We start from the raw sequence: 23933 nt of genomic DNA on the forward strand, positions 1-23933 counted from the left end.
AAGGCTACTCATTCGAGTAGCCTTCTTTAGTTTAAAAAGTTGAGTTTATCTAAGCATGAAAAAAATTGCTTAAAACAAATAGATTGTAATTTTGTACATTCTATTTGTTTCTAAAAGGATGAATATTTTAATATGTGATTAAAAGAAATCCGTAAATTGCATTAAGTCCATTCTTGGGTTTACGCACATTACAGGAATCTTATATTCATTACCAATTACAAATTCTTCATCCGCACCGATAAGATGATCAAGCAACGAAAGATGTTCTGAGGTCATAATCATTAAAATATCAGCGCCCGTTCTATGCGTATATTCTATGAGGGATTCACGAAATGCTACACCTTTAGGGGCTAAGGTTGTCTTTCGATGAATTTTGAATCTGTCAAGATATCGTTTGGCAAATAAATAATTCGCTTTAGTATCAGCACGTTCTTCGATATTATGTTCATTTTGAACAAATAATTCTACTCTTATATTAAAATAGTTACTTAAAACACGTACCCAGCGAAGCTTTTGCTTATTGTGGAAATCAAAACTAATAGGAATGACTATCTTTTTTAAGGTTTTGAAATGAGGTTTATCTCTCACTACCAAGAATGGGACTATTCCTCCCATCACAATCTTTAGCGTTTGACCTCCAAATATTCTTTCAAAACCTTGCAAAGGATTTTTGGTGCCGATGATAACTAATAATGCTCTTGAATACTCTGCATATTGTTTTATGCTACTGGCAAGATTACCTTTAATTAGAGCAACTTCGATATCATAATCATAAGTATATTCCTTACGCTTATTCTCTAGTCTGGATTCTAGTTTAGGCTTATTTCTATCATTAGAGTAAATATGTAACATAACAATTTTTGCCTGCATGGGATTCCCAATAATAAGTGCATGATCCATTGCATTATCACCTCTTTCAGTGAAGTCATACGCGACTATAATTGTTTTTTTCTTCTTCATCTCTATTATCTTGCAATCTTTTTGAAAATAATATCTCTAATAAGTAGAAATATAGCTAAAATCCTGCTATAAAAGTATAAAAAATATTCCAAAACCAATGGGTTTTTTACTCTTAAAGTTTATACCTTTACGCATATTAAATAATAATACTAAAATCTATAATAATGCAAGAAATAAATTGGAGTGAACTGAGTTTTGGTTACATGCCAACGGATGTCAATGTAAGATGCGAGTTCAAAGATGGTAAGTGGGGTGATGTTTATACATGTGAAGACCCATATATCAATGTTCATATGGCAGCAACAGGATTGCATTATGGACAGGAAGCATTTGAAGGAATGAAAGCCTTTCAAGGTAAAGATGGCAAGGTACGTGTATTTCGTATGGATGAAAATTTCAAACGTTTGAAAAATTCATGTGAGGGGATTTTAATGGCTGATTTGCCATGGGACAAGTTTGAAAATGCTATTATGACCGTGATTAAAGAGAATAAACGTTTTATTCCTCCCTACGGACATGGAGCTTCACTGTATATCCGTCCATTAATTTTTGGTTCTGGCGCTCAGGTAGGCGTGAAACCTTCTAGTGAGTATATGTTCGTTGTTTTTGTTACACCAGTAGGACCCTATTTTAAAGAAGGATTTAAACCCACATCTTTGATGATTACCCGTGAGTTTGACAGGGCAGCACCACAAGGAACAGGAACACTTAAAGTTGGAGGTAATTATGCGGCAAGTCTTCGTTCAGGACAATTAGCTAAAGAAAATGGCTATTCTGCGGTGTTATTTTTAGATGCTAAAGAGAAGAAGTACATTGATGAATGTGGACCTGCTAATTTCTTTGGGATAAAGAATAATACATACATCACACCTAAATCTCCATCCATACTGCCTTCTATAACCAATATGAGTTTACAAGTACTGGCAAAAGAGCTAGGCATGGAAGTTGAGGTGCGCCCCATACCTGTAGAAGAGTTAGATACTTTCGAAGAAGTTGGAGCATGTGGTACGGCAGCTGTTATTAGTCCTGTTGGAAGTATTATGGATTATGAAAATAAAAAAGAATACAAATACGGAACAGAAGCTGGAGAAAAGAGTACTTTGCTTTATGAAAAGTTAAAAAGAATTCAAAATGGTGAAGAAGAAGATAAGTGGGATTGGACGTTTTTAGTAGAATAAAGGAAAATTTAAATTTATACAATAAATGAAAGGTTGGCTCAGAAAAGTCAACCTTTTTTTGTTAACTTCTTGTTAATTTTTACTACTTTAGTAAAAAAGTGTTGTATAACACATAATTATTTACCTTATAAACTAATAGATTATGAAAAAATTAATCCTGTTTGTTGCGATATTGTTGTTAACTACGATATCGTTTGCGCAGACGGTTGTGAAAGGTCGGGTTGTAGATGCGCAAGGCGAATCTATTCCCGGGGTCAGTGTACTGGAACAAGGTACAACAAATGGAGTTACTACTAATATTGATGGAACTTTTTCACTTACTGTCAAAAAAGATGCCAAACTAATATTTTCATTTGTAGGAATGAAAGAGCTTGTGGTTTCTGTTGATGGCAGAAATTGGCTTGATGTTACTTTAGAGGAATCTGTAGCAGCCTTAGATGAAATTGTTGTTGTCGGTTATGGAGTACAGCGAAAAAGTGATGTTACCGGATCGATAGCATCAGTAAAGTCAGAGGAATTAGAGAAAATTTCCGGAGCTAGTGCGGTTCAGGCACTTCAAGGACAAGTTGCGGGTGTACAAATTACCTCAGCAACAGGTTCACCTGGATCTGCTGCTACTGTATTAATTCGTGGACGTGGTACAGTAGGTGATTCTTCACCATTGTATGTAATTGATGGATTAGCTGTGGGAGATATCAGTTTCTTAAATACTAAGGATATTCAATCTATAGAAGTATTAAAAGATGCTTCTGCTACAGCAATTTACGGAGCACGTGGTGCAAATGGGGTTGTGCTCATAACCACAAAACAAGGGAAAGCTGGAGAAATGCAGGTAACTTATGATGGATACTATGGCGTTCAATCAGTATGGAATGAACCAGACTTATTAGATGCTCAAGAATGGATTGATGTGCAAAATCAAGCTCGTGCTAATGCTGGTGAAGCAAACTTAGATTTAAAACCTGGAGCTGATAATCCTAATCACACAACTGATTGGTTTGACGAAATTACTCGAAATGCAATCGTGCAAGATCATAATATTCGTATTTCCGGAGGTGGCGAAAACCTAAAAGCTACATTGAGTGGAAACCTATATGACCAAGAAGGTTTGATTGAAGGTTCAGATTACACACGCTACTCATTAAGAATCAATAGTGAAGCAAAATTAAGCAACTATGTAACTGTAGGTGAGAATTTATCAATAACACAATCAAAGAGACATAGTATTTTGGAAGGAAACTACTTTAATGGTATTGTGAATGCAGCCTTAAAATTAGATCCTATAACACCAGTGAAAAATGCTGACGACGAATACATGTCATCACCTTATACTGATGTGATGAACCCGGTTGCTCATATTGAAAATACCAACGATGAACGTAAGTATCAAAGATTAGTCGGTAATATCTATGCCGATGTAAAATTACTTCCAAACCTGGTTTATCATTCATCTTATGGAATGGATATTAACGATGTGGATTTTTATGATTTTAATCCAACCTATTTTTACGCGATTGATGAAAAGAATGAAGTGAACAGTGTTACACGTAGTCATACTAAAACAACACTTTGGAATTGGATTAATACTTTGACTTATATGTTTGAGGTAGATAAACATTCATTTACACTAATGGGTGGTATGGAGGCAACTGAAAGTGACACAGAATGGTTTTCTGCTTCTAAAAATAATGTTCCATCTAATGAAGATTATCTAAGATTTTTAAGTGCTGCTTTAGGAGATGAGAATGGTATGGGAACTGCATCAGGCTCGCTTAGCGAGTGGTCAATGTTATCATACTTTGGACGTTTAAATTATAATTATGATAATAAATACTATCTGACAGCTAATTTACGACATGATGGTTCATCTAAATTTGGTAAGGATAAGCGCTGGGGAACATTCCCATCTGTTGCTTTAAAATGGAAAATTTCGAATGAAACATTCTTCCAGCCTATGGCAGAAAACGGAACTTGGACAAGTGCAGCCCTTCGTGCTGGATGGGGTCAAGTAGGTAATGATAAGATTTCACTTTATCAATACACAACTGCTGTAAGTAATAATAAACAGTATGGGTACGTTTTTGGTAAAGATCAAAGATTATATTATGGTGCGACTATTGAGGGGATCGGTAATCCATCGATTCATTGGGAGACTGTAGAGTCCACAAATATTGGTTTAGACTTAGCTTTCTTAAATAACAGGTTAGGCGTAACTTTTGATTGGTTTAACAAGAAGACCAAAGAAATGTTATTACGCGAACCAATTCCTGATTTTGTAGGTTATACCTCTTCACCTTATAGTAATGTAGGTGATGTCGAAAATAGAGGTTGGGAATTGTCTTTAAATTATAAAGGTAGCCCAACGGATGATTTATCTTATAACTTAGGAATCAACTTAGGTAGAGCGAAAACAGAAGTGTTAGATTTAGGTGAAGTTGATTTCCTAAGTGCAGGTTTCGTAAGAATTGATAATGCAACAAGAACTGAAGTTGGCAATGAGATAGGTGCTTTTTATGGATATGTAACTGATGGTATATTCCAAACCCAAGCTGAGATTGATAGTCATGCTACACAATCAGGAGCACAGCCTGGAGATATCCGCTTTAAGGATCTAAATGACGACGGGAAAATTGATGCAGAAGATAGAACTTTTATAGGGTCACCTTATCCAGATTTAACTTATGGATTCAATTTAGGAATTAACTATAAAGACTTTGATTTCTCAATGTTTTGGCAAGGAGTTTATGGCAATGACTTATTCAATTTTATGATTTTCGAAACTATGAATCCAGGTAAAACAACCAATAAATATACTGATATTTTAGATAGCTGGAATGGTCCTGGAACTTCAAACAGTGTACCTCGTTTATCAACTCAAGACACCAATGACAACCTTAGAGTGTCTGACAGATATATTGAAGATGGTTCATACCTACGCTTGCGTAATATTCAATTAGGCTATAGCTTGCCAGTTGAAGTAACCGATAAGTTACGAGTAAATAGAGTTCGTTTGTATGTTGCAGCACAAAATCTTTTTACCATTACTGATTATTCAGGTTTAGATCCTGAGATTGGTAGATATGATAGTCTTTCTATCGGAATCGATGAAGGGATATTCCCTCACGCTCGCACATGGATGATAGGTGCAAACATTACATTTTAATTTTAAACAAGAGAAGCAATGAAAATATATAAAATTTTAATATTGATAGGTTTTCTGATCGCAGGATTCTCCTGTTCTGATGATTTTCTAGAAAAATCTCCAAAAGGGGAAGAAAGTGCAGATCAGTTCTACAAAACAAAAAGAGGGATTGATGCACAGATAATTGCAGCATATTCCGAATTGAAAAACTACAGATACGCCTCTAATCGATTCTTCCTAGGTGATGTCGCTTCAGACGATGCTACTAAAGGAAGTGAGCCTGGTGACTTTGTTACAGCTAAAGAAATAGAGGAGTTCCGTGCCACAGCATCTAACTTTCAATTTGGAACTTGGTGGTGGACGAGGATTTACCGAGGGATTTTTTATGCTAACGTAGCTATATCTAACATTGATGAGCTTGAAGATGTGACCGAGTCCGAAAAAAATCAACTCTTAGCTGAAGCTAGATTTTTAAGAGCTTATTATTATTCTGAGTTAGTAAGGTCTTATGGTGGAGTTCCGCTGCGTACTGCACCTGATCAACCAATAGATCAACCAAGAGCTTCTGCTGAAGAAGTTTATAACCTGATTGAGGAAGACTATAGTTTTGCTATACAGAACTTGCCTGAGAAGTCACAATACCCTGCAGAAGATATGGGACGTGCTACAAAAGGAGCAGCTCAAGCTTTATTAGGAAAGGTATATTTATACCAAGAAAAGTGGCAACAAGCAAAAGAAGCTTTTCAAAAAGTGATAAATTCTGGTGAATATTCGTTAGATCCTTCTTACAGTTCTATGTTTACTGTAGCTGGTGAAAATGGTGTCGAGTCTATTTTTGAAATACAGTTTTTTGAAAGTGAGTCCGAAGCAGATACATGGCGAAATGGGGGTAATTTTACAACAGTTTTCATTATGCCTAGAAATATTTGGGGATGGGGTATAATGCAACCAACACAGGCATTGTATGATGCTTATGAAAGTGGCGACCCAAGACGAGAAGCTACAATTATCCTAAGAGGAGAGGTGATAGAAGGAGAAGTACAAGAGGGCAGTGATGATCAAACTGGTTTATATAGCCGAAAAGACTTCTTACCACCTTCAGAAAGACCTGTCTTAAATGTGAAAAATAGTCCATTAAATGAGATTATTATCCGTCTGGCTGATGTTTATTTAATGTATGCTGAAGCTGCTTATCATCTTGGTGATGAAACAACGGCTAAAATGTACGTAAATATGGTAAGAGAAAGAGCGCGTAATGGAGACAATACTATTCTTCCAGATGTTACTGCTAGTGGTACTGCTTTATTAGATGCAATTTATCACGAGCGTAGAGTGGAGTTGGGTCTTGAGCATCACCGTTATTGGGACGTTATACGTACGGGACGCGGACAAGAGTTATTACATCCAAACTTTACTCCTGGGAAGCATGAATTGTTCCCTATACCACAGTCAGAAATTGATGCATCAAAAGGTGTTTTGACTCAGAATCCCGGTTACTAACAGTTAATTATATTCGATTCTAAATTAGGAAGTTCCTATTGTAGGAGCTTCCTAATTTTTACTTAATCATTAACATTTAGTTAAATAATATGAACTTTATTGTTTTGATATAATACTCTTCTAAAACTTATTGTAGCTTTGATCTCGTATTTCAGTAACTCTATTCTATATCCATGAAAAATGTAATAATTTGTCTGTTTCTATTATTTCTTTCTTCAATCTCTTTTGCTCAGGAAAAAGTAACGCTTTCAGGTGTTGTAACTGATCAAAATAGTGGAGAGAAAATCTTAGGAGCTAATGTATTTGTACTTAACAATGATTTGGGAACCGTAACAAATGATTATGGTTATTATTCCTTAGATTTAAAGCCTGGGAAATATGAAATTGAAATTTCTTATATCGGTTATGAAACGCAGGTTGTAGAGATTGAAATTAAAGATAAAAAACGCTTAGATTTTGAACTTAGAGTTTCCAATTATATGTTGGATGAAGTGGAAGTAGTCGCAAATTCGAATGTTGCTAATATTCGTAGACCTCAAATGAGTGTGAATACCATGTCTGTGAATACAATTAAGGCTATGCCGGTAGTTCTCGGTGAGGTTGATGTTATTAAAAGCTTGATTCAATTACCGGGTGTGAGCAATGCCGGAGAGGGTGCTTCAGGTTTTAATGTGAGAGGCGGTGCTGCTGACCAAAATCTAATTCTTCTTGATGGGGCAACCTTGTATAGTTCATCACACCTCTTTGGTTTTTTCAGCATATTTAATCCAGATGCGATACGAAATATCAAACTCTATAAGGGAGGTATTCCCGCAAAGTATGGTAGCCGAGTTTCTTCGGTATTAGATATTTACCAAAAGGATGGTAATAGTAATAAATTTCATTTAACAGGCGGTATTGGGGTGATTTCTTCAAGATTGTTAGCTGAAGGCCCCATAGTAAAAGGGAAGAGTTCTTTCCTCGTTGGAGGAAGAAGTTCTTATGCGCATCTCTTTTTAAAATTAACGGATGATTATAAAGACAATTCAGCCTACTTCTATGATCTTAATACAAAACTGAATTACAAGATTAATAAAATGAATACCTTGTACTTGTCTGGCTATTTTGGAAGGGATGTGTTTCGATTAAATGATGATCTCGAAAATATCTTTGGAAATTCATTAGTAAACCTAAGATGGAATCACTTGTTTTCAGATAAATTATTTTCTAATTTATCACTGATTTATAGTGATTACTATTATGGTTTAGAATTGGGTTTTGTTGGATTTGAATGGGAATCATCTATTAAAAATTTTAATTTAAAATACGATTTTAACCATTACTTAAATCATAAATTGACTTTGAATTATGGGGTTCAAGGTATTTATTACGATTTTCATCCCGGTAAAATAAGCCCATCTAATGAAACTTCAACAATTAAAGAGAAAGAAATTGCAAATAAATATGCTATAGAAGGTGGAGCGTATCTGGATATAGAGCATAAATTATCAGAGAAATTAGCATTAACCTATGGTCTACGCTTTAGTTACTTTGCAAAAATAGGAGCTGAAAATATTAATTTATATACAGATAATAAGCCTGTTGTGTTTGATACAGCTCAGCAGATTTATGAAAAAGCAACGCCTATAGGTGAGGAATCATTTGATTCCAACGAAGTTATCAAAGGTTATAACGATTTGGAGCCTAGAATTTCATTAGCCTATGCATTCAATGATAATAATTCTATAAAAGCGAGTTACAACAGAATGGCTCAGTACATGCACTTAATTTCTAACACTTCAGCGCCCACACCTTTAGATGTGTGGACACCAAGCGGGAAATATATAAAACCACAATTAGTAGATCTGTATGCAATAGGGTATGCAAAGAATTTTTTAGATGATACATATTCTCTAGAAGTGGAAAGTTATTATAAAAAACTCAAAAATAGACTGGATTATATCGATGGTGCAGATTTGGTGGGGAACGAGGCTATAGAGCAAGTGATTTTATCTGCTGAAGGTAGGGCTTACGGTTTAGAATGCTACTTCAGAAAGAATAAAGGTCGACTTACGGGCTGGGCTTCCTATACATTATCGAGGGCAGAACAGAGAGTAAAACCAAGAAATGACTTAGAGACTGGAATTAATAATGGCGAATGGTATCGGGCTAACTATGATAAAACGCATGATCTTACAGTGACGGGTATGTATCGATTAAATAAAAAATGGAGTTTTAGTGCTTCCTTCACACTACAATCTGGTATGCCAACAACCTATCCTAAAAATAAATATATTTATGGAGACATAACAATACCTAACTATGGTTTGCGAAATGAAGAGCAGTTGCCCGCCTACCACCGTTTAGACATATCCGCTACATTTTCACCGGCAACTCATAAAAATAAAAGATGGAAAGGAGAGTGGGTATTTGGTATCTACAATCTTTACAATAGAATGAATGCACAATCCATCACTTTTAGACAGGATACAGAAACCGGCAAGAATGAAGCAGTAAAGTTATCTATTTTTGGCATTGTGCCAAGTGTTACCTACAATTTTAAATTCTAAAAAAATGAAAAAATATATCATTTTGCTAAGTTGCGTTATTATTTTCTTCTCCTGTGAGGAAGTTGTTGACATTGATTTGAAAGAAGGAAAGAAAGAGCTTGTAGTAGAAGCAAGTATTGACTGGATACAAGGTACCAATGGAGCCGTACAAACCATTGTTCTATCACAAACATCTGCATATTTTGAAGATGAATATCCAAAGGTGTCGGGTGCTACTGTACGTGTCAAAGATACTGATAATGAAGTGTATATTTTCAAAGAAGAGGATAAAGGAGTTTATATTTGTCGAACTTTTCAGCCTGAATATGAGAAAGTTTATCAGCTAAATATTGAATATCAGGGAATAACTTACAGGTCGATTGATACACTTCGCTCTAAAGTTAAGTTTGATAAAATAATCCAGAATGATGATGGAGGAATTACGAAAGAAGATAAAGAAGTTGAGTTTTATTTTAGTAATGAAGATACAGCATCACCTCAATATTTTTTGATAGAAGCTAGAGACCCATATAATGTCATTCCTTTTTATTTTTTATTGGATGGAGACGATTTTCAGGATGGCAAATACTTTGTAGTAGGAGGAAGTGAAGACTGGAAATCGGGAGATGAGTTGGAATTTAAGGTATATCATATTTCCCAAAACTATTTTAACTACATGAGTCGTTTATTGGCAGTTGCTGAACAATATGGAGGAAAACCTTTAACAACTCCAGATGCAAGGGTTCAAGGAAACATCATAAATACTTTGGATTCTAAGGCAAATCCATTGGGAGCATTTCGAGTAACCTCATGTTTGGAGAAAAAAATAATTATAGAGTAGCTTAATTTAATAAATCAGAATACAGCTTATAATTCTCATCATCAAAACAGATGAAATAAACATCCTCGATAATGCTTTGGGGATTTTCATTGAAATAATCATTAACTGTGTCTATAGCAATAGGGGCAGCTAATGACTTAGGAAAACCATAGACTCCCGTGCTGATATTAGGGAAAGCAATACTTTTTAACTGGTGATTCTCTGCTAATTCTAAGGAATTTTTATAGCATTCAGCCAATAATTCTTTTTCATTTTGATGACCTCCTTTCCAGATAGGACCTACTGTATGGATTACTTTCTTTGCAGGAAGATTCCCCGCAGTTGTTATCACGGCTTCTCCTGTAGGGCATCCACCTTTTTCTTTACATTCGGCTAAAATAGCTGGTCCTCCCGCTCTGTGAATAGCTCCATCGACACCACCACCGCCAAGTAAACTACTGTTTGCGGCGTTTACAATGGCGTCAACTTGAAGTTGCGTGATATCTGACTTTTGTACTTTTAGGTTCATCGCATTTTAGTTTAGATTTTTATTACGCCAATACCTGGTCTGTTATTTAGTTGCATTTTTCCATTAACCACTTTAACACCATCAAAAATATCATTTGTTATAAGCAAGTTGCCATCTAAATCGGCCCAATCTGCTAAAGAAGAAAGTTGCGTAGCAGCTGAGATACCACAAGAAGTTTCAGTCATACAGCCTAACATTGTCTTCATACCTATAGACTTTGCTAACAAGAGCATTTTATGGGCTTCTCGCATACCGGTCGCTTTCATCAATTTCACGTTTATACCTGAGTAAATGTCTTTCGTTTCAATAACATCATCTAAGCGCTGTATGGCTTCATCAGCAATAATGGGTAATGGACTGCGTGACGAGAGCCATGCAATATCATCTTTTCTTTCCTTTGCCATAGGTTGTTCTACTAGTACAACGCCTTGCTCTTTTAGCCAGAGGATTTCATCCAATGCTTTTTCACGGTCTTTCCATCCTTGGTTAGCATCTACACAGATGGGGGTATCGCTAACACTGCGAATGGTTTCTATCATTTCTTGATCGTTATCCAATCCTACTTTTACTTTTAGTAGCTTGTAGGGAGATGCTTTCAAAGCTTTTTCTTTTACGATTTCAGGTTTGTCAATACCTATGGTAAAAGAAGTTACAGGAGTATCATCAGCATTATATCCCCAAATTTTAAACCAGGGTTGATTTAGCATTTTCCCGACTAAATCATGTAGTGCGATATCAATAGCGGCTTTTGCAGCATAATTTTCAGGAGCGATTTTGTCCACATAACCCAAAATATCTTCCATTTGAAAAGGATCTGAGAATTGAGACAAATCTAAACTCTTGAAAATTCGGCTTGCGGTTTCTTGACTTTCACCAAGATATGGAGGCATTGCAGCTTCTCCATAACCCACTAAATCTTCATAGTGCAGTTCTGTTATCATTACCGGTGTGATGGCTCTTGAATGTGCCGAAACGGTAAATGTGTGTTCTAACTGTAAATTGTAGGGATAATATTTGAATTCTAAATTTGCCATATACTTAGAGTTTTTTGTAGATAAGGTTACTGATTTTACTCTCTTGGTTTGCTTTATTCACTCGAGTAATAACAAATGTACGTTTTTTGCGTTTTTTTCTGCTCGTTTTAGGTAGCAGGATTTCTGTCTTTTTCGTTATTCTAAAAATATTCTTGGAATCGTCAAGATTCCCTACTGTATTTTTACCTTCAAACATGTAAATTAAATAGTATTTTAATTCGTCTGCACCTTCGCCCTTTAAAGCTTCCCAGGATAACTTATATGCATTGGCTTTTACTTTCTCAATTTTTGCAACTGGTGGTGGATTGAGTGTTTGTATTTTTGTAGGCGGTGGCAGTGCTATTTTACTATAATAATCGTTTTGCACACTATCTTTTAATCCATTAAGGTGTTCTGTTTCGAAAATTTTAGAGCGGAAAAACATACTCCCATTTACTTTAGGATATTTTTCATTGAGTTTCATTTGTCGAGTGATTTCATTGCCCGTATTCCATTCTAGGTAATTTCCTCCATGTCCAATCTTATATAAAGCGTGTCCGATATATAGGTGAGTGTTTTTAGTGTTTTTATTCCACCATTCTACAAGAGTGGCATAGTCTGCTGCTGGATGACCAATATGCCAATATATTTGGGGAGTGACATAATCAATCCATCCTTTTTCCATCCAGAGGAGAATATCTGCGTATAAATCATCATAGTTCGTTTGTCCTGCTCGGGTTTCTGAACCTTTGGGATCTTTATCATCATTACGCCAGACACCAAATGGACTGATACCAAATTGCACCCAAGGTTTCGCTTGTTTTATCGTATCGCGAAGCTCTTGTATGATGAGATTTACATTATCGCGACGCCAATCATCTTTTTGAGCTTTTGAAAAACCTCTCGGATATTTTTGAAATGCCTTCTCATCGGGAAATTCGTGATTTGGAATTTTATAAGGATAAAAGTAGTCATCCATATGAATAGCATCTATGTCATAACGACGTGTAATGTCACCTACGATTTTTGCAATAAATTCACGTGTTTCAGGCAATCCGGGATTGTAATACGTATGTTGTCCATAATTTACAAACCACTCAGGATGTTTAAAGATTGGATGATTATTTGAAACTTTTGCTTGTTTGTAATTGAAAACTCCTCGGTAAGGATTCAACCAAGCATGAAAATCTATATTCCGTTTATGACTTTCTTCTATCATAAATGCTAAAGGATCATAAAATGGTTGAGGTGGCAGTCCTTGAGTGCCTGTAAGAACTTCAGACCAAGGCTCAAAAGGAGACGAATATAAAGCATCGCCTGAAGGACGAATTTGAACAACTACAGTGTTAAATCGATACTTTACCATCGTGTCTAAGAGATTCACGAATTCTTGCTTTTGTTGCTGGACACTCAAGTCATTCTTCGAAGGAAAATCTAAGTTAAGAACAGAAGCAACCCAAAGAGCACGCATCTCATGTTTCGTCTCTTTTTTGTGAATTGGTTTTGGCTGTGTTGTTTTACATCCAATAACTAAACTTAATATGATAAGGATACCTAAAATTCTTTTCATAAAATTTATTCGTCTTTAATGGTGTGTAAAAAACAAATGTAAGCAAAATCCCCTATCTTTGTTAATGAAACAATGTCTAAAACATAAAACGATGAGAAAATTACTGCCTATTTTATTTGTAGCAATTTTGCTGGTAAGTTGTAAAAAGGATACTAAAAAGAATGAAGAACCGGCTGACCGTGGCTATATTGTAGAAGTAGGTGATATAGCACCTGATTTCGAAACCCAGCTAATGGATGGCAGTACTTTTAAGCTTTCAGATTGTCGAGGTAAAGTAGTGATGTTGCAGTTTACAGCCAGTTGGTGTGGCGTTTGTCGCAAAGAAATGCCTTTTATAGAGAAAGAAATTCATCAAGTTCATCAAGATAAAGACTTTATAGTTATTGGAATTGACCGCGATGAACCTTTAGAAAAGATGCAGAAGTTTGCAAAAGATACTGGGATTACTTATCCATTAGCTTTTGACCCCGATGCAAATATATTTGCTTTATATGCTCACAAAGAAGCAGGTGTTACGCGTAATGTGATTATCAACCGTGAGGGCAAGATTATTTATCTTACTCGCCTGTTTAATCGTGAAGAGTTCGATGCTATGAAAAAGGTCATCGAGGAGGAGTTGGCGAAGTAAGAGTATTTTATGAATATCATTATTAATGATATGTTAGATACTTGACAAGAGATTCTTCACTGCGTTCAGAAATACAATAGAAGATAAACAAATATAGTTGTCACTCTGAACGTAGTGAAGAGTCCTTTTTCTTTTTATTAGAAAATCACTTGATTGCTTTTGGAAAGGTAGCTGGTTAAGTTTCGCAGATAAGTTTATTCTACATATTTTTTAACTTTTCTTGCATTGCGTACATTTTGTCACGAAGTTGTGCAGCATAGATAAAGTCCAAATCTTTGGAGGCTTTTTGCATTGCTTTCTTGGTTTGTTCAATGGCACGTTCCAGTCCTGCCTTAGATTCGTAATTTGCTTCAGGTTCAGCAACCATTTGAGCTGTGGCTTGCACGTCAGTCTGACTTTCTATAATTTTCTTCTGTGCTTTCTTAATCTGCGTAGGAGTTATGTTATGTTTCTCATTATACTTTATCTGTTTCGTACGTCTATACTCCGTATTATCAATCGTTTCTTGCATTGATTTGGTAATCTTATCGGCGTACATTATTACTTGACCATTTAGGTTTCTTGCTGCACGACCTGCCGTTTGAGTAAGTGAGCGTGTGTTACGTAAGAAACCTTCTTTATCTGCATCTAGTATCGCAACGAGGGAAACTTCAGGTAAGTCCAATCCTTCTCGCAAAAGGTTTACCCCGATGAGTACATCGATGATTCCTTCTCGCAATTGTTCCATTATTTCAACACGTTCTAGTGTATCAACATCCGAGTGTACATAGCGACATTTTAACCCGATGTTGGCAAAATAAGTGTTCAATTCTTCAGCCATACGTTTGGTGAGTGTGGTTACCAAAACTCGTTCATTTTTTTGTATTCGAAGATGAATCTCATTTAATAAATCATCTATCTGATTCAAACTAGGTCGTACGGAAATAGGTGGGTCTATCAAACCTGTAGGTCTAATAATCTGTTCCACAATTTCGCCACCTGTTTCTTCCAATTCGTAATCAGCAGGAGTAGCACTCACATAAATAATTTGTTTTCGTAATTGAGTGAATTCATCAAATGTCAAAGGACGATTGTCTAAAGCAGCAGGTAAACGAAAACCGTAGGATACCAAGTTTGTTTTTCTGGAAAAATCACCTCCATACATCGCCCGTATCTGTGGAATAGTAACATGGCTTTCGTCAATTACCGTAAGAAAATCCTTGGGAAAATAATCCAGCAAGCAGAAAGGGCGTGAGCCTGGCGGTCGGCCATCAAAGTAACGAGAATAGTTCTCTATGCCAGAGCAATAGCCTAGCTCCTTCATCATTTCCAAGTCAAACTCAGTGCGTTGTTTTAGTCGATTGGCTTCTTCACGCATACCATCTTCCATAAACTTCTCATATTGTATCATAAGATCATCTTGAATCATTCGAATGGATTGATGTAATCGGTCAGGCGAGGTAACGAATAGTGTTGCCGGAAATACGGTTAATTCCTCAGCTTTTTCAATAACCGTTCCGTCAACAGGATTGATATGTGAGAGTTCGTCTATTTCATTATCCCAAAACAAAATTCTGTAGGCATTGTCAGCATAAGCAGGATAAATATCTACCGTATCTCCTTTCACTCGAAAAGTGCCTGGTTTAAATTCTGCTTCAGTTCGGGAATATAATGATGCCACTAAACTATGTAGAAGTTTATTCCTAGAAATAGTTTGTCCTTTCTCTATCCTTATGGTATTGGCTTCAAAATCATTTGGATTACCGATACCGTAAAGACAAGAAACAGACGAAACGACGATGACGTCACGCCTTCCGGATAGTAAAGCTGAGGTTGCTCTTAATCTTAACTTTTCAATTTCTTCATTTATAGAAAGATCTTTTTCAATATAAGTAGCAGTAACTGGCAGATAGGCTTCTGGTTGGTAATAGTCATAATAAGATACAAAATACTCAACAGCGTTATTAGGGAAAAACGTTTTAAATTCACCATATAGTTGTGCCGCCAAGGTTTTGTTGTGGCTGAGGACTAAAGTGGGGCGTCCCGTTTCTTGGATTACATTCGCAATAGTAAACGTTTTACCAGAGCCAGTAACGCCAAGAAGTATTTGAGATTCATCTCCATTTTCCACTCCTTTTACTAGCTTAGTAATGGCTTCAGGTTGATCACCAGAGGGTTTATATTCCGATTCTAATTGAAAATTCAAAATATGTCTTTTATTTTATAAATCTAAAAAAACAACTTAATAGTATTGTCCAGTTTACTGTTCTATTTCTAATATAATCTTACCAAAAGTATCTCCTTTCTGAACTTCTTCGTGCGCTTCTTTTGTTTTAGATAATGGATATACCGATTGTATTTCTAGTGATATCTCTTTATCACCTACCAATTTTAGAATTTCGAATAAATCTTCACCGTTAGGATTTGATTTGAATCCCTCAACAGTCAGATTTCTCGATTCGCCGGCTTCTTTTAGTTTATCTACCCAAATAGACGGAAGTACGACTACACGACCCTCTTTTTTAAGAACATCTAGTCCTTTCACACCTGCATCCCCTCCTACAAAATCTAAAAATAAATCTGCATCTAAATTTGGGAATGCATCATCTTCTCCATACTTTGTATAATCTATCCAGTTTTCTAACTTATCTACATTTATTAATTTCTGTATTTTTTCATACTTATCTTCCGAGCATATCAATGAAAGTTTAACATTCTCATTTTCTACCTTTTTCATTAATAATTGCAATGCAATATGACCAACGCCTCCTGCTGGAGCATTTAGTACAACGTGCTCATTAGGTTTTATATCTGCAAATTGAACGACTTGATAGGCAGTAATTCCAACACAAGGTAAGGCTCCAGCCTGTTCTAGACTTATATTTTCGGGAAGTTTCGTAATATATTTTTCCTCAATAGTATTGTATTGAGCATAGCAACCCCCATTATACGTCAATGCAGCAACTCGGTCACCAATGGCTACTTTATTAGAATTAGTTTTGACTACAACTCCTGAGAGGTCAAACCCTAATATGGCAAATTCATTTCTGCTAAACTTTTCTTTTTTAATCGCTTCAGCTCCCCATCCTTTGCCTTGGCGAGTTTTATAATCAACGGGATTTACACTACTATAAGCTACTTTCACTAAGACTTCGTTTTCAGCTAATTCGGGTATGGGCAACCTATCTTTATATTGAAGAACATCTGGTTTGCCAAATTCGCTAATTACTACTGCACTCTGTGTTGCTGGTAAATTTCCATCGATTTTCATCTTTTACTTTTTTAGATTTTCTAATGATGTTAATAAGTCTCTCAATTTCTTATCACTTGTCTTCGTTATATTAATAGCTTGCATCCCACCTGTTTTTGCTGACTGCATACCTAATTCACCATCTTCAAAAACGAGACAGTTTTCAGGTGCAATATCTATAATCTCTGCACATGAAAGAAACGTGTCGGGTGCAGGTTTATGATTCTCTACATCGTCAGCAGTTACAAGTCCTTCTATGTATTTGTTGACATTTAAATTGTCAATGATCTTCTCAGCAGTTATTCTTTGACTACCAGTACCAACCGCCATAGGAAACTTATTATGTAATGAGTACAGGAAGTCCGGTACAACTGGAATGGGCTTTACATCATCTAGCTTTTCTTCAAGAAAAACTTTGTCTTTTTGCTCAGAAAATGCTTTTGCATCTGCACTTACACCTTGTTTGTCTGCTTGTATGTTGACAATATCTTCAGTACTCATTCCAGCAAACTTTATGTGTTCTTCATGAGATAGAGAAAGTCCATATTTCTCACCTACTTCATTCCATGCTTCCAGATGCAAAGGCATTGTATCTGCCAAAGTGCCATCTAAATCAAATATTAATCCTTTTATTCTTGAAATATCTATATCCATCATATTTATCTTATAAGTCAATTTACAAAGATAGCAAAAGAAGAGGGCTTAGTCTTCATACGATAGTAGGTCATCGTATTTGTAACGATAAGGTAATCTTTCCTTAAGTTTTTTCGTTGAGACAATTTTAAATTTCGAAATCCCTTCAGCTTCAAAGTTTGGTAAAGGTTTGTGATGTCTTTTTGCTTGAGTCTCGTAAAACTCTTTTCTGTTTGGATGACTATCAGAACAAGCATTAAAAATTTCTCTCCAAATATCTTTTTGAATGATTTGAGTGATAATTTCAATACAATCATCCTGATGAATTAAATTAACAAAGCCTTCTGGATTTTTCATTTCTTTATTCGGACGAATAAAATTGACCGGTTTTCTGTCATATCCAAACAAGCCTCCAAATCGGATTATGGTAACACTAAACCCCTCAAGATCTCTAAAGAAATTCTCAGCGAGAACTAAGGGAGAAGCAACCAATGGACTTTCTTCAGTGACCTCAGCATTATTTGCTTGATATACAGAAGTAGAACTGAGGAATATCACATTTTTAGTAGGAGATTCGGAAATACGCTCTGTTAATTTTTCAATGCTTAAAGGCTTTTGAGGTGTAATAGCTACAACTAAAGTATCAGCATCTAAAAAATTATCAATATTATTAGTTAGTTCATTAATGTCAATAAGATATGGATCAATATTTAGGTTTCTAAGCTCTTCTAGCTTTTCCTCAGTTGTAGTGCTTCCTTTTACACTATATCCTTCATCAATTAGTCGTGTTGCTAATGGTTTGCCTAACCATCCACAACCCAGTATGCTTATTGTTTTTTTAGTCATAATTTCTATTGGTTTCTGATAAAGATAATGATTTTTGGAAAGAGATAAAATAGCATTAGGCTTGTTTTTACTTCTTGATTATCTTTGCACAAAATTTAAGAAATTGATATCACTCAATAAAATAGGATTGCATTTCGGCGGATTTCAACTCTTTAATGACGTGTCATTGCTGATAAGTCCTAAAGATAAAATTGGTCTTGTAGGAAGAAATGGAGCAGGAAAGTCAACATTAATGAAACTAATGGTAGGTTTGGAAACTCCTAATGAAGGGACGATTAGCAAACCTTCTGATCTAACGATTGGTTACCTCCCCCAACAATTAAAACTATCTGATGAAAGAACACTTTGGGAAGAAACTCGATTAGCATTTTCTGAAGTGCTGAAGCTGAATAGCGCTATCGAATCATTGACCGAGAAACTGGCAGATACTACTGTCGAGCGGAGTGAAGAAGAATTTATGGAACTTTCGCAACGCCTATCTGACCTTACAGCTAAACAGCAAATGTTAGGTCAGTATAGTCTCGAACAAAAAGCAGAGCAGATTCTCTTTGGACTTGGTTTTGAACGTAAAGATTTTGACCAGCCTACAGCTACTTTTAGTGGAGGTTGGCGCATGCGTATAGAGTTAGCCAAACTTTTACTTCGAGAACCCGATATATTATTGCTTGATGAGCCGACTAATCACCTCGATATCAATTCAATTCAGTGGCTGGAGAATTTTTTGAAAAATTATAGTGGAGCTATTCTGTTAGTGTCTCACGACAAAGCTTTTTTAGATAATATTACCAAACGAACGGTAGAGATCGTTTTAGGAAAAGTTTATGATTATGCTGTACCGTACTCAAAGTTTTTGCAATTACGTGCCGAACGAAGAGAGCAACAACAAAGAGCTTATGAGAATCAACAGAAAATGATTAAAGAAACTGAGGATTTTATTGAAAGATTTCGTTATAAAGCTACAAAATCTGTCCAAGTTCAGTCTCGCATTAAACAATTAGAAAAGCTTGATAGAATTGAAATAGATGAAGTAGACACTCGTGGACTGAAAATTCGATTTGCGTCGCCTCCACGTTCAGGAAAAATCACGGTAGAGTTAGAAAATCTTCATAAATCCTATGATACCAAAGAGGTTTTAGCAGGTGTAGATTTAATCGTAGAGAGAGGAGAGAAGATAGCTTTAGTTGGGAAAAATGGAGAAGGAAAATCAACCTTGATTAAATGTATAGTTGGAGATACCGAATTTACCGGGAAAAGCGAGTTAGGACACAATGTTTCCGTAGGTTATTTTGCTCAAAATCAAGCACAATTGTTAGATGAAGAACTCACTGTTTTTGAAACGATAGAGCAAATCGTTGATGGAGGAAATCAAACCCAGATACAAACGATTTTAGGAGCCTTCTTATTCTCTGGAGATGATGTTCAGAAAAAAGTAAAGGTACTTTCAGGAGGCGAGCGTTCTCGTCTTGCAATGATTCAATTACTAATGAAACCGTATAATTTTCTTATTTTGGATGAGCCAACAAACCATTTGGATATTCCATCAAAAGAATTGTTGAAAGAAGCTTTGGCAAATTATGAAGGTACGGTGTTGCTCGTTTCCCACGACCGTGATTTTCTGAATGGATTAGCCGAGAAAGTTTATGAAGTTGCCCATAAAAAAGTCAAAGAATACATTGGTGGCATTTATGACTATCTGGAAAAAAAACAGTTAGAAAGTTTAGAACAATTGAATCTAACTTCTCAAACCACAAAAACAGAAGTGAAAACCGTTTCCGAAAATAAATTAGCCTATAAAGAGCGAAAGGAACTCAGCAAGCAACTTCGCAAAGCTGAGAAGCTGGCAACTCAGTATGAGGAAGAAATTAGCAAGCTAGAAGAACAGCTTGGAGGAATAGAGAAGAAACTCGCCAATCCTTCGGACGAACAAGATATGCACAAACTTTCTACACTTTATCAAAGCTTACAGCGACAGATTGAAAAGAATATGGAACTGTGGGAGCAAAGCGTGGAGGAAGTTGAAGCCCTTAAGGAGAAATTAGACTTGTAATCTCCATTATTAAATATAAAAAGCATTTATTTAGATTTTTTAGACTTTGAGTTTATTTTGCAGTTTTCTTTTGTGATTACAATTAACCTTGAGATATTTTCAGGCGTGATATTCCCCTTAATGTTTGCTAACAAATTACTTTTGTCTTTTTTATCTTTTATGAGTATTACAACGTCGGAAAAGATACTTTTCTCGTTGTCTTTTGAGTATAAATAAATATCATCATCAGCATTTGACGATTCCATAAGCAAAACGTAATTGTTCTTTTTCATAAATTTGATTTTCTTCAAGTCCTTCGATAAATCAACCTTTTCTGAAATTAGCAATTGTATCTCATCAATATTTTCCAATAGCTTAATGCCTTCTTTTTCTTCTTCAGTCATATCATCACTTAATTCTGCAACACCTGCCATAATTTTAGAAATTCCTTTAAATAGTGAAGGAGCTACTTTTATGCGCTCAACATCTTCTACATCTTTGTATCCTTCATAGAGCTCTTCAAAATTTTGTGCAAAAACTGCCGTTACGGATAATACAAGACTAATAATAAATAGAATAATCTTTCTCATAATTTTTATAATTTAAAGTTTTATTTTGTTTCTACTGATTAAGACGTTGCGAACCATTAATAGGTTACAATTTTTAAAAATATTTTTTTGTTAAGGCAAAAAAAGACACCTTTGTCCTATATTTTAATGCAAAATAAAAGATTATGAGTAACGTAAAACATATACACGAAGTATTATTTTTATTTCAAGAAAAGGCAACTTTCCAAAGTGAGGAAGCATTATTTGATGAAATTAAAAAACGACACGGTGAGGATGTTGGGTTTACTTCTTGTTCTAACGAACCGTTTGGCTTGGACAAAGTTGTAGATTTTTTAGTGAATAGAGAGAAAATTGTAAAGAATGCTGATGGGAGTCTAGCATTGCATCCTGATATGTCAATGTGCAACGGTCATGAGAACCATAAGCATTAAAAGTTTAAAAACCACTAACAATTTATGGATAATGGGTGTTTTGCAATGTGCAAAATGCCCTTTCCTTTTATCTGAACTTTTAGTACCTTTCGGCTATGAATATCGAAGACTTGCATAATTACTGTTTGCAAAAAAGAGGAGTCTCGGAAAGTTTTCCTTTCGATGAAGATACCTTAGTTTTTAAAGTAATGAATAGGATGTTCACTCTTACTTCTTTATCCAATTGGGAAAAGGGAGAGGCGACAATAAATCTAAAATGTGAACCGGGAAAAGCAAGAAGCTTAAGAGAAAGATATACAGCCATTACTCCTGGATACCATATGAATAAAAAACATTGGAACACGGTACATATTGATGGTACTTTATCAGATGATTTTTTGAAAGAGATGATAGATGATTCTTATCAATTGATTGTGAAAAGTTTGCCAAAGAAAGCTCAAAAAGAATTAGAAAGTTTATGATAATAAAAGGAAATCTTAGGAAAATGCACTCACTTTCGACAGATGGTGAAGTTGCTTATAAATTGCCATTGGGTAAAGAGCTTGTTGATTTAAATCCATTGCTAGGTAAAAATATTGAATTGAAATACACCGGGAACATAAACTGTATCAACTGTGGCAAGTTGATACAGAAGTCCTATGCACAGGGTTATTGTTATGAGTGCTTTACTACATTACCACAAACTGATGTAGGAGTTTTACATCCTGAAAAAGATTTATCTTACATTGGCATTAGTCGTGACATGGAATGGTCCAAGAAAAACAGTTTGATTCCTCACTATATCTATCTTTCACTTACAGATAAAGTAAAAGTAGGAGTCACACGACACACACAAGTGCCTACTCGCTGGATAGACCAAGGAGCTACACAGGCTATTATCCTTGCAGAAACTCCGAACCGACACATAGCAGGAGTTATTGAAGTTTTCTTAAAAAATTATTTTTATGATAAAACCAACTGGAAGTCGATGCTTACGCAAAATAGTGTGCCATTGATTGATTTGGTAGAAGAAAAAAAGCGTGCGACTTCACTTTTACATCCTGAACTAAAGCAATACGTGGTGGACAATAACGAGGTGTTACAATTAAAGTTTCCTGTATTACGGGTTCCTTCGACATTAAAAACTCTAAAATTGGATACCACTTCTGAAATTTCTAAGAAACTAACTGGAATAAAAGGGCAATATCTCATTTTCGATGATGATACAGCGATAAATATTCGCAACCACGGTGGCTACGAAGTGGAATTTGAAGAAGCTTAATGAAAACAAATTAAGAAAAATGATTTTACCTATCGGAAATATTGTATTTTCGTAGAGGAATAACAATTATTAAAATGCAAACAATAAAAGACTTACAAGAACTTGTAAATAAAAAGTTGAGTGAAAGAGCTTATGAAGAAGAGCCCATAGCACTTTTTGAACCAATGACGTACGCACTTTCTGTTGGAGGGAAACGTTTACGTCCTGTTATGGTTATGCTAGCTACACAGATGTACGGTGGCGATATATCTTATGCAATAAAACCTGCATTAGGGTTAGAAATTTTCCACAATTTCACCTTGTTGCATGATGATGTTATGGATAATGCTGACATTCGTCGCAATCAACCAACGGTACATAAAAAATGGAACGAAAATGTTGCTATTCTTTCTGGAGATGCGATGTCCATAAAAGCGTATCAATATATCGTAAGCTGTAAAGAAGAACATACGCAAGATGTGTTGAAAGTTTTTAATGATACGGCTCTAGAGGTATGCAAAGGACAACAATTGGACATGGAATTTGAAGAGCGTGAAGACGTTGCTATGGAAGAATACTTGCAAATGATTTATTTTAAAACAGCAGTACTTTTTGCATGTAGCCTAAAAATGGGAGGAATTTTATCTGAAGCTCCGAAAGATCAGCAGGATGAACTTTATGAATTAGGAGTAAATCTTGGGATGGCATTTCAATTGCAAGATGACTATTTGGATGTCTATGGTGATGTAAATACTTTTGGTAAAAATATAGGTGGAGATATTTTAGAGAAAAAGAAAACATACCTGCTTATAAAAGCTTTAGAAAAAGCAAACATTACTGAAAAAGCAGATTTATTGAAACTTCTTAATGATGCTGAAATAAAACCTGAGCACAAAATCGAACAGGTTACAGAATTTTACAATAAGTTAGATGTTGGAAAAGATACACAACACACTATTGTCAAATATATTGAGAAATGCAAAAAGAATCTAGAGAATCTAGACGTACCGACGGAGCATAAAAGTGAACTAAAAGGCTTAATTCTCAAATTAGAAAACAGAAGCGTTTAATAGATATTTTATTACCTTTGC

20 protein-coding genes are annotated in these 23933 nt (G+C 35.4%); 11 read left to right on the forward strand and 9 right to left on the reverse strand.

The genetic code is table 11. The features are described 5' to 3' along the window. Positions 1-138: 138 nt before the first annotated feature. On the reverse strand, positions 139-960 hold the full coding sequence (locus tag C7377_RS03135) for a universal stress protein (RefSeq protein WP_116495861.1): 822 nt from the start codon (positions 958-960) through the stop codon (positions 139-141). Positions 961-1124: 164 nt separating this feature from the next. On the opposite strand from C7377_RS03135, the gene C7377_RS03140 reads away from it, so the two are divergent. From C7377_RS03140 to C7377_RS03160, 5 genes are all read left to right on the forward strand, one after another. Beyond that, positions 1125-2138, forward strand: a complete 1014-nt coding sequence (locus C7377_RS03140) for a branched-chain amino acid aminotransferase (RefSeq protein WP_116495862.1) — start codon at positions 1125-1127, stop codon at positions 2136-2138. A gap of 142 nt (positions 2139-2280) precedes the next feature. Further along, positions 2281-5301: a SusC/RagA family TonB-linked outer membrane protein gene (locus C7377_RS03145; protein ID WP_116495863.1), complete on the forward strand. Its 3021-nt coding sequence runs from the start codon at positions 2281-2283 to the stop codon at positions 5299-5301. 18 nt (positions 5302-5319) lie between these two features. Continuing rightward, complete coding sequence (locus C7377_RS03150) at positions 5320-6780, forward strand: RagB/SusD family nutrient uptake outer membrane protein (RefSeq protein WP_116495864.1); 1461 nt, start codon at positions 5320-5322, stop codon at positions 6778-6780. Positions 6781-6953: 173 nt separating this feature from the next. Then, the gene (locus C7377_RS03155) at positions 6954-9329 is read left to right on the forward strand and encodes a TonB-dependent receptor (RefSeq protein ID WP_116495865.1); all 2376 of its coding nucleotides are present in this window, start codon (positions 6954-6956) and stop codon (positions 9327-9329) included. Between the two features lie 4 nt (positions 9330-9333). Continuing rightward, positions 9334-10149, forward strand: a complete 816-nt coding sequence (locus C7377_RS03160; RefSeq protein ID WP_133241453.1) for a DUF4249 domain-containing protein — start codon at positions 9334-9336, stop codon at positions 10147-10149. 1 nt (position 10150) lies between these two features. Here the strand turns inward: C7377_RS03160 and C7377_RS03165 are convergent, their stop codons facing one another. Genes C7377_RS03165 through C7377_RS03175 form a run of 3 tightly spaced genes read right to left on the reverse strand, consistent with a single transcriptional unit; the run spans position 10151 to position 13240 of the window. After that, positions 10151-10657 carry an O-acetyl-ADP-ribose deacetylase gene (locus C7377_RS03165; protein ID WP_116495867.1) on the reverse strand — a complete coding sequence of 169 codons (507 nt, stop codon included), beginning with the start codon at positions 10655-10657 and terminating at the stop codon, positions 10151-10153. 11 nt (positions 10658-10668) lie between these two features. Next, a complete protein-coding gene (locus C7377_RS03170) occupies positions 10669-11691 on the reverse strand; it encodes a dipeptide epimerase (RefSeq protein ID WP_116495868.1) in 1023 nt (340 codons plus the stop codon). 4 nt (positions 11692-11695) lie between these two features. After that, positions 11696-13240 (reverse strand): glycoside hydrolase family 10 protein, encoded by a 1545-nt coding sequence (locus C7377_RS03175; RefSeq protein ID WP_116495869.1) that lies wholly within the window; start codon positions 13238-13240, stop codon positions 11696-11698. Between the two features lie 91 nt (positions 13241-13331). Here C7377_RS03175 and C7377_RS03180 point away from each other — a divergent pair, with 91 nt between their 5' ends. After that, the gene (locus C7377_RS03180; RefSeq protein ID WP_116495870.1) at positions 13332-13868 is read left to right on the forward strand and encodes a peroxiredoxin family protein; all 537 of its coding nucleotides are present in this window, start codon (positions 13332-13334) and stop codon (positions 13866-13868) included. A gap of 199 nt (positions 13869-14067) precedes the next feature. On the opposite strand, the gene uvrB is transcribed toward C7377_RS03180, so the two are convergent. From uvrB to C7377_RS03200, 4 genes are read right to left on the reverse strand one after another with little or no spacing between them, the layout of a single operon-like run. Further along, positions 14068-16053 carry an excinuclease ABC subunit UvrB gene (gene uvrB / locus C7377_RS03185; RefSeq protein ID WP_116495871.1) on the reverse strand — a complete coding sequence of 662 codons (1986 nt, stop codon included), beginning with the start codon at positions 16051-16053 and terminating at the stop codon, positions 14068-14070. A gap of 54 nt (positions 16054-16107) precedes the next feature. After that, complete coding sequence (locus tag C7377_RS03190; RefSeq protein ID WP_116495872.1) at positions 16108-17118, reverse strand: NADP-dependent oxidoreductase; 1011 nt, start codon at positions 17116-17118, stop codon at positions 16108-16110. A 3-nt stretch (positions 17119-17121) separates the two neighbouring features. Further along, positions 17122-17754, reverse strand: a complete 633-nt coding sequence (locus C7377_RS03195) for an HAD family hydrolase (RefSeq protein WP_116495873.1) — start codon at positions 17752-17754, stop codon at positions 17122-17124. A 45-nt stretch (positions 17755-17799) separates the two neighbouring features. Continuing rightward, complete coding sequence (locus C7377_RS03200; protein WP_116495874.1) at positions 17800-18576, reverse strand: NAD(P)-binding domain-containing protein; 777 nt, start codon at positions 18574-18576, stop codon at positions 17800-17802. Between the two features lie 34 nt (positions 18577-18610). Between C7377_RS03200 and abc-f the strand changes: the two genes are divergently transcribed. Then, positions 18611-20623, forward strand: a complete 2013-nt coding sequence (abc-f, locus tag C7377_RS03205; RefSeq protein WP_449374849.1) for a ribosomal protection-like ABC-F family protein — start codon at positions 18611-18613, stop codon at positions 20621-20623. Positions 20624-20649: 26 nt separating this feature from the next. On the opposite strand, the gene C7377_RS03210 is transcribed toward abc-f, so the two are convergent. Further along, entirely contained in the window at positions 20650-21192 is a 543-nt protein-coding gene (locus tag C7377_RS03210; RefSeq protein WP_116495875.1) for a DUF4252 domain-containing protein, read from the reverse strand. Positions 21193-21335: 143 nt separating this feature from the next. On the opposite strand from C7377_RS03210, the gene C7377_RS03215 reads away from it, so the two are divergent. The 4 genes from C7377_RS03215 (at position 21336) to C7377_RS03230 (ending at position 23912) form a co-directional block, all read left to right on the forward strand. Beyond that, on the forward strand, positions 21336-21602 hold the full coding sequence (locus C7377_RS03215; RefSeq protein ID WP_116495876.1) for a DUF2492 family protein: 267 nt from the start codon (positions 21336-21338) through the stop codon (positions 21600-21602). A 95-nt stretch (positions 21603-21697) separates the two neighbouring features. Beyond that, positions 21698-22063: an MmcQ/YjbR family DNA-binding protein gene (locus C7377_RS03220; RefSeq protein WP_116495877.1), complete on the forward strand. Its 366-nt coding sequence runs from the start codon at positions 21698-21700 to the stop codon at positions 22061-22063. After that, positions 22060-22863, forward strand: coding sequence for a DUF2797 domain-containing protein (locus C7377_RS03225; protein ID WP_116495878.1), 804 nt, complete (start codon positions 22060-22062; stop codon positions 22861-22863). Before C7377_RS03220 ends, C7377_RS03225 begins: the two co-directional genes overlap by 4 nt. 74 nt (positions 22864-22937) lie before the next feature. Further along, positions 22938-23912: a polyprenyl synthetase family protein gene (locus C7377_RS03230; protein WP_116495879.1), complete on the forward strand. Its 975-nt coding sequence runs from the start codon at positions 22938-22940 to the stop codon at positions 23910-23912. The last annotated feature ends 21 nt before the right edge of the window (positions 23913-23933 follow it).

The organism is Balneicella halophila (assembly GCF_003096835.1).
Taxonomy (GTDB): domain Bacteria; phylum Bacteroidota; class Bacteroidia; order Bacteroidales; family Balneicellaceae; genus Balneicella; species Balneicella halophila.

Bases quoted from the DNA above. Each gene is read 5' to 3' on its own strand.
- C7377_RS03135 (WP_116495861.1), bottom strand. From the start codon at position 960: ATGAAGAAGAAAAAAACAATTATAGTCGCGTATGACTTCACTGAAAGA.
- C7377_RS03140 (WP_116495862.1), top strand. From the start codon at position 1,125: ATGCAAGAAATAAATTGGAGTGAACTGAGTTTTGGTTACATGCCAACG.
- C7377_RS03145 (WP_116495863.1), top strand. From the start codon at position 2,281: ATGAAAAAATTAATCCTGTTTGTTGCGATATTGTTGTTAACTACGATA.
- C7377_RS03150 (WP_116495864.1), top strand. From the start codon at position 5,320: ATGAAAATATATAAAATTTTAATATTGATAGGTTTTCTGATCGCAGGA.
- C7377_RS03155 (WP_116495865.1), top strand. From the start codon at position 6,954: ATGAAAAATGTAATAATTTGTCTGTTTCTATTATTTCTTTCTTCAATC.
- C7377_RS03160 (WP_133241453.1), top strand. From the start codon at position 9,334: ATGAAAAAATATATCATTTTGCTAAGTTGCGTTATTATTTTCTTCTCC.
- C7377_RS03165 (WP_116495867.1), bottom strand. From the start codon at position 10,657: ATGAACCTAAAAGTACAAAAGTCAGATATCACGCAACTTCAAGTTGAC.
- C7377_RS03170 (WP_116495868.1), bottom strand. From the start codon at position 11,691: ATGGCAAATTTAGAATTCAAATATTATCCCTACAATTTACAGTTAGAA.
- C7377_RS03175 (WP_116495869.1), bottom strand. From the start codon at position 13,240: ATGAAAAGAATTTTAGGTATCCTTATCATATTAAGTTTAGTTATTGGA.
- C7377_RS03180 (WP_116495870.1), top strand. From the start codon at position 13,332: ATGAGAAAATTACTGCCTATTTTATTTGTAGCAATTTTGCTGGTAAGT.
- C7377_RS03190 (WP_116495872.1), bottom strand. From the start codon at position 17,118: ATGAAAATCGATGGAAATTTACCAGCAACACAGAGTGCAGTAGTAATT.
- C7377_RS03195 (WP_116495873.1), bottom strand. From the start codon at position 17,754: ATGATGGATATAGATATTTCAAGAATAAAAGGATTAATATTTGATTTA.
- C7377_RS03200 (WP_116495874.1), bottom strand. From the start codon at position 18,576: ATGACTAAAAAAACAATAAGCATACTGGGTTGTGGATGGTTAGGCAAA.
- C7377_RS03210 (WP_116495875.1), bottom strand. From the start codon at position 21,192: ATGAGAAAGATTATTCTATTTATTATTAGTCTTGTATTATCCGTAACG.
- C7377_RS03215 (WP_116495876.1), top strand. From the start codon at position 21,336: ATGAGTAACGTAAAACATATACACGAAGTATTATTTTTATTTCAAGAA.
- C7377_RS03220 (WP_116495877.1), top strand. From the start codon at position 21,698: ATGAATATCGAAGACTTGCATAATTACTGTTTGCAAAAAAGAGGAGTC.
- C7377_RS03225 (WP_116495878.1), top strand. From the start codon at position 22,060: ATGATAATAAAAGGAAATCTTAGGAAAATGCACTCACTTTCGACAGAT.
- C7377_RS03230 (WP_116495879.1), top strand. From the start codon at position 22,938: ATGCAAACAATAAAAGACTTACAAGAACTTGTAAATAAAAAGTTGAGT.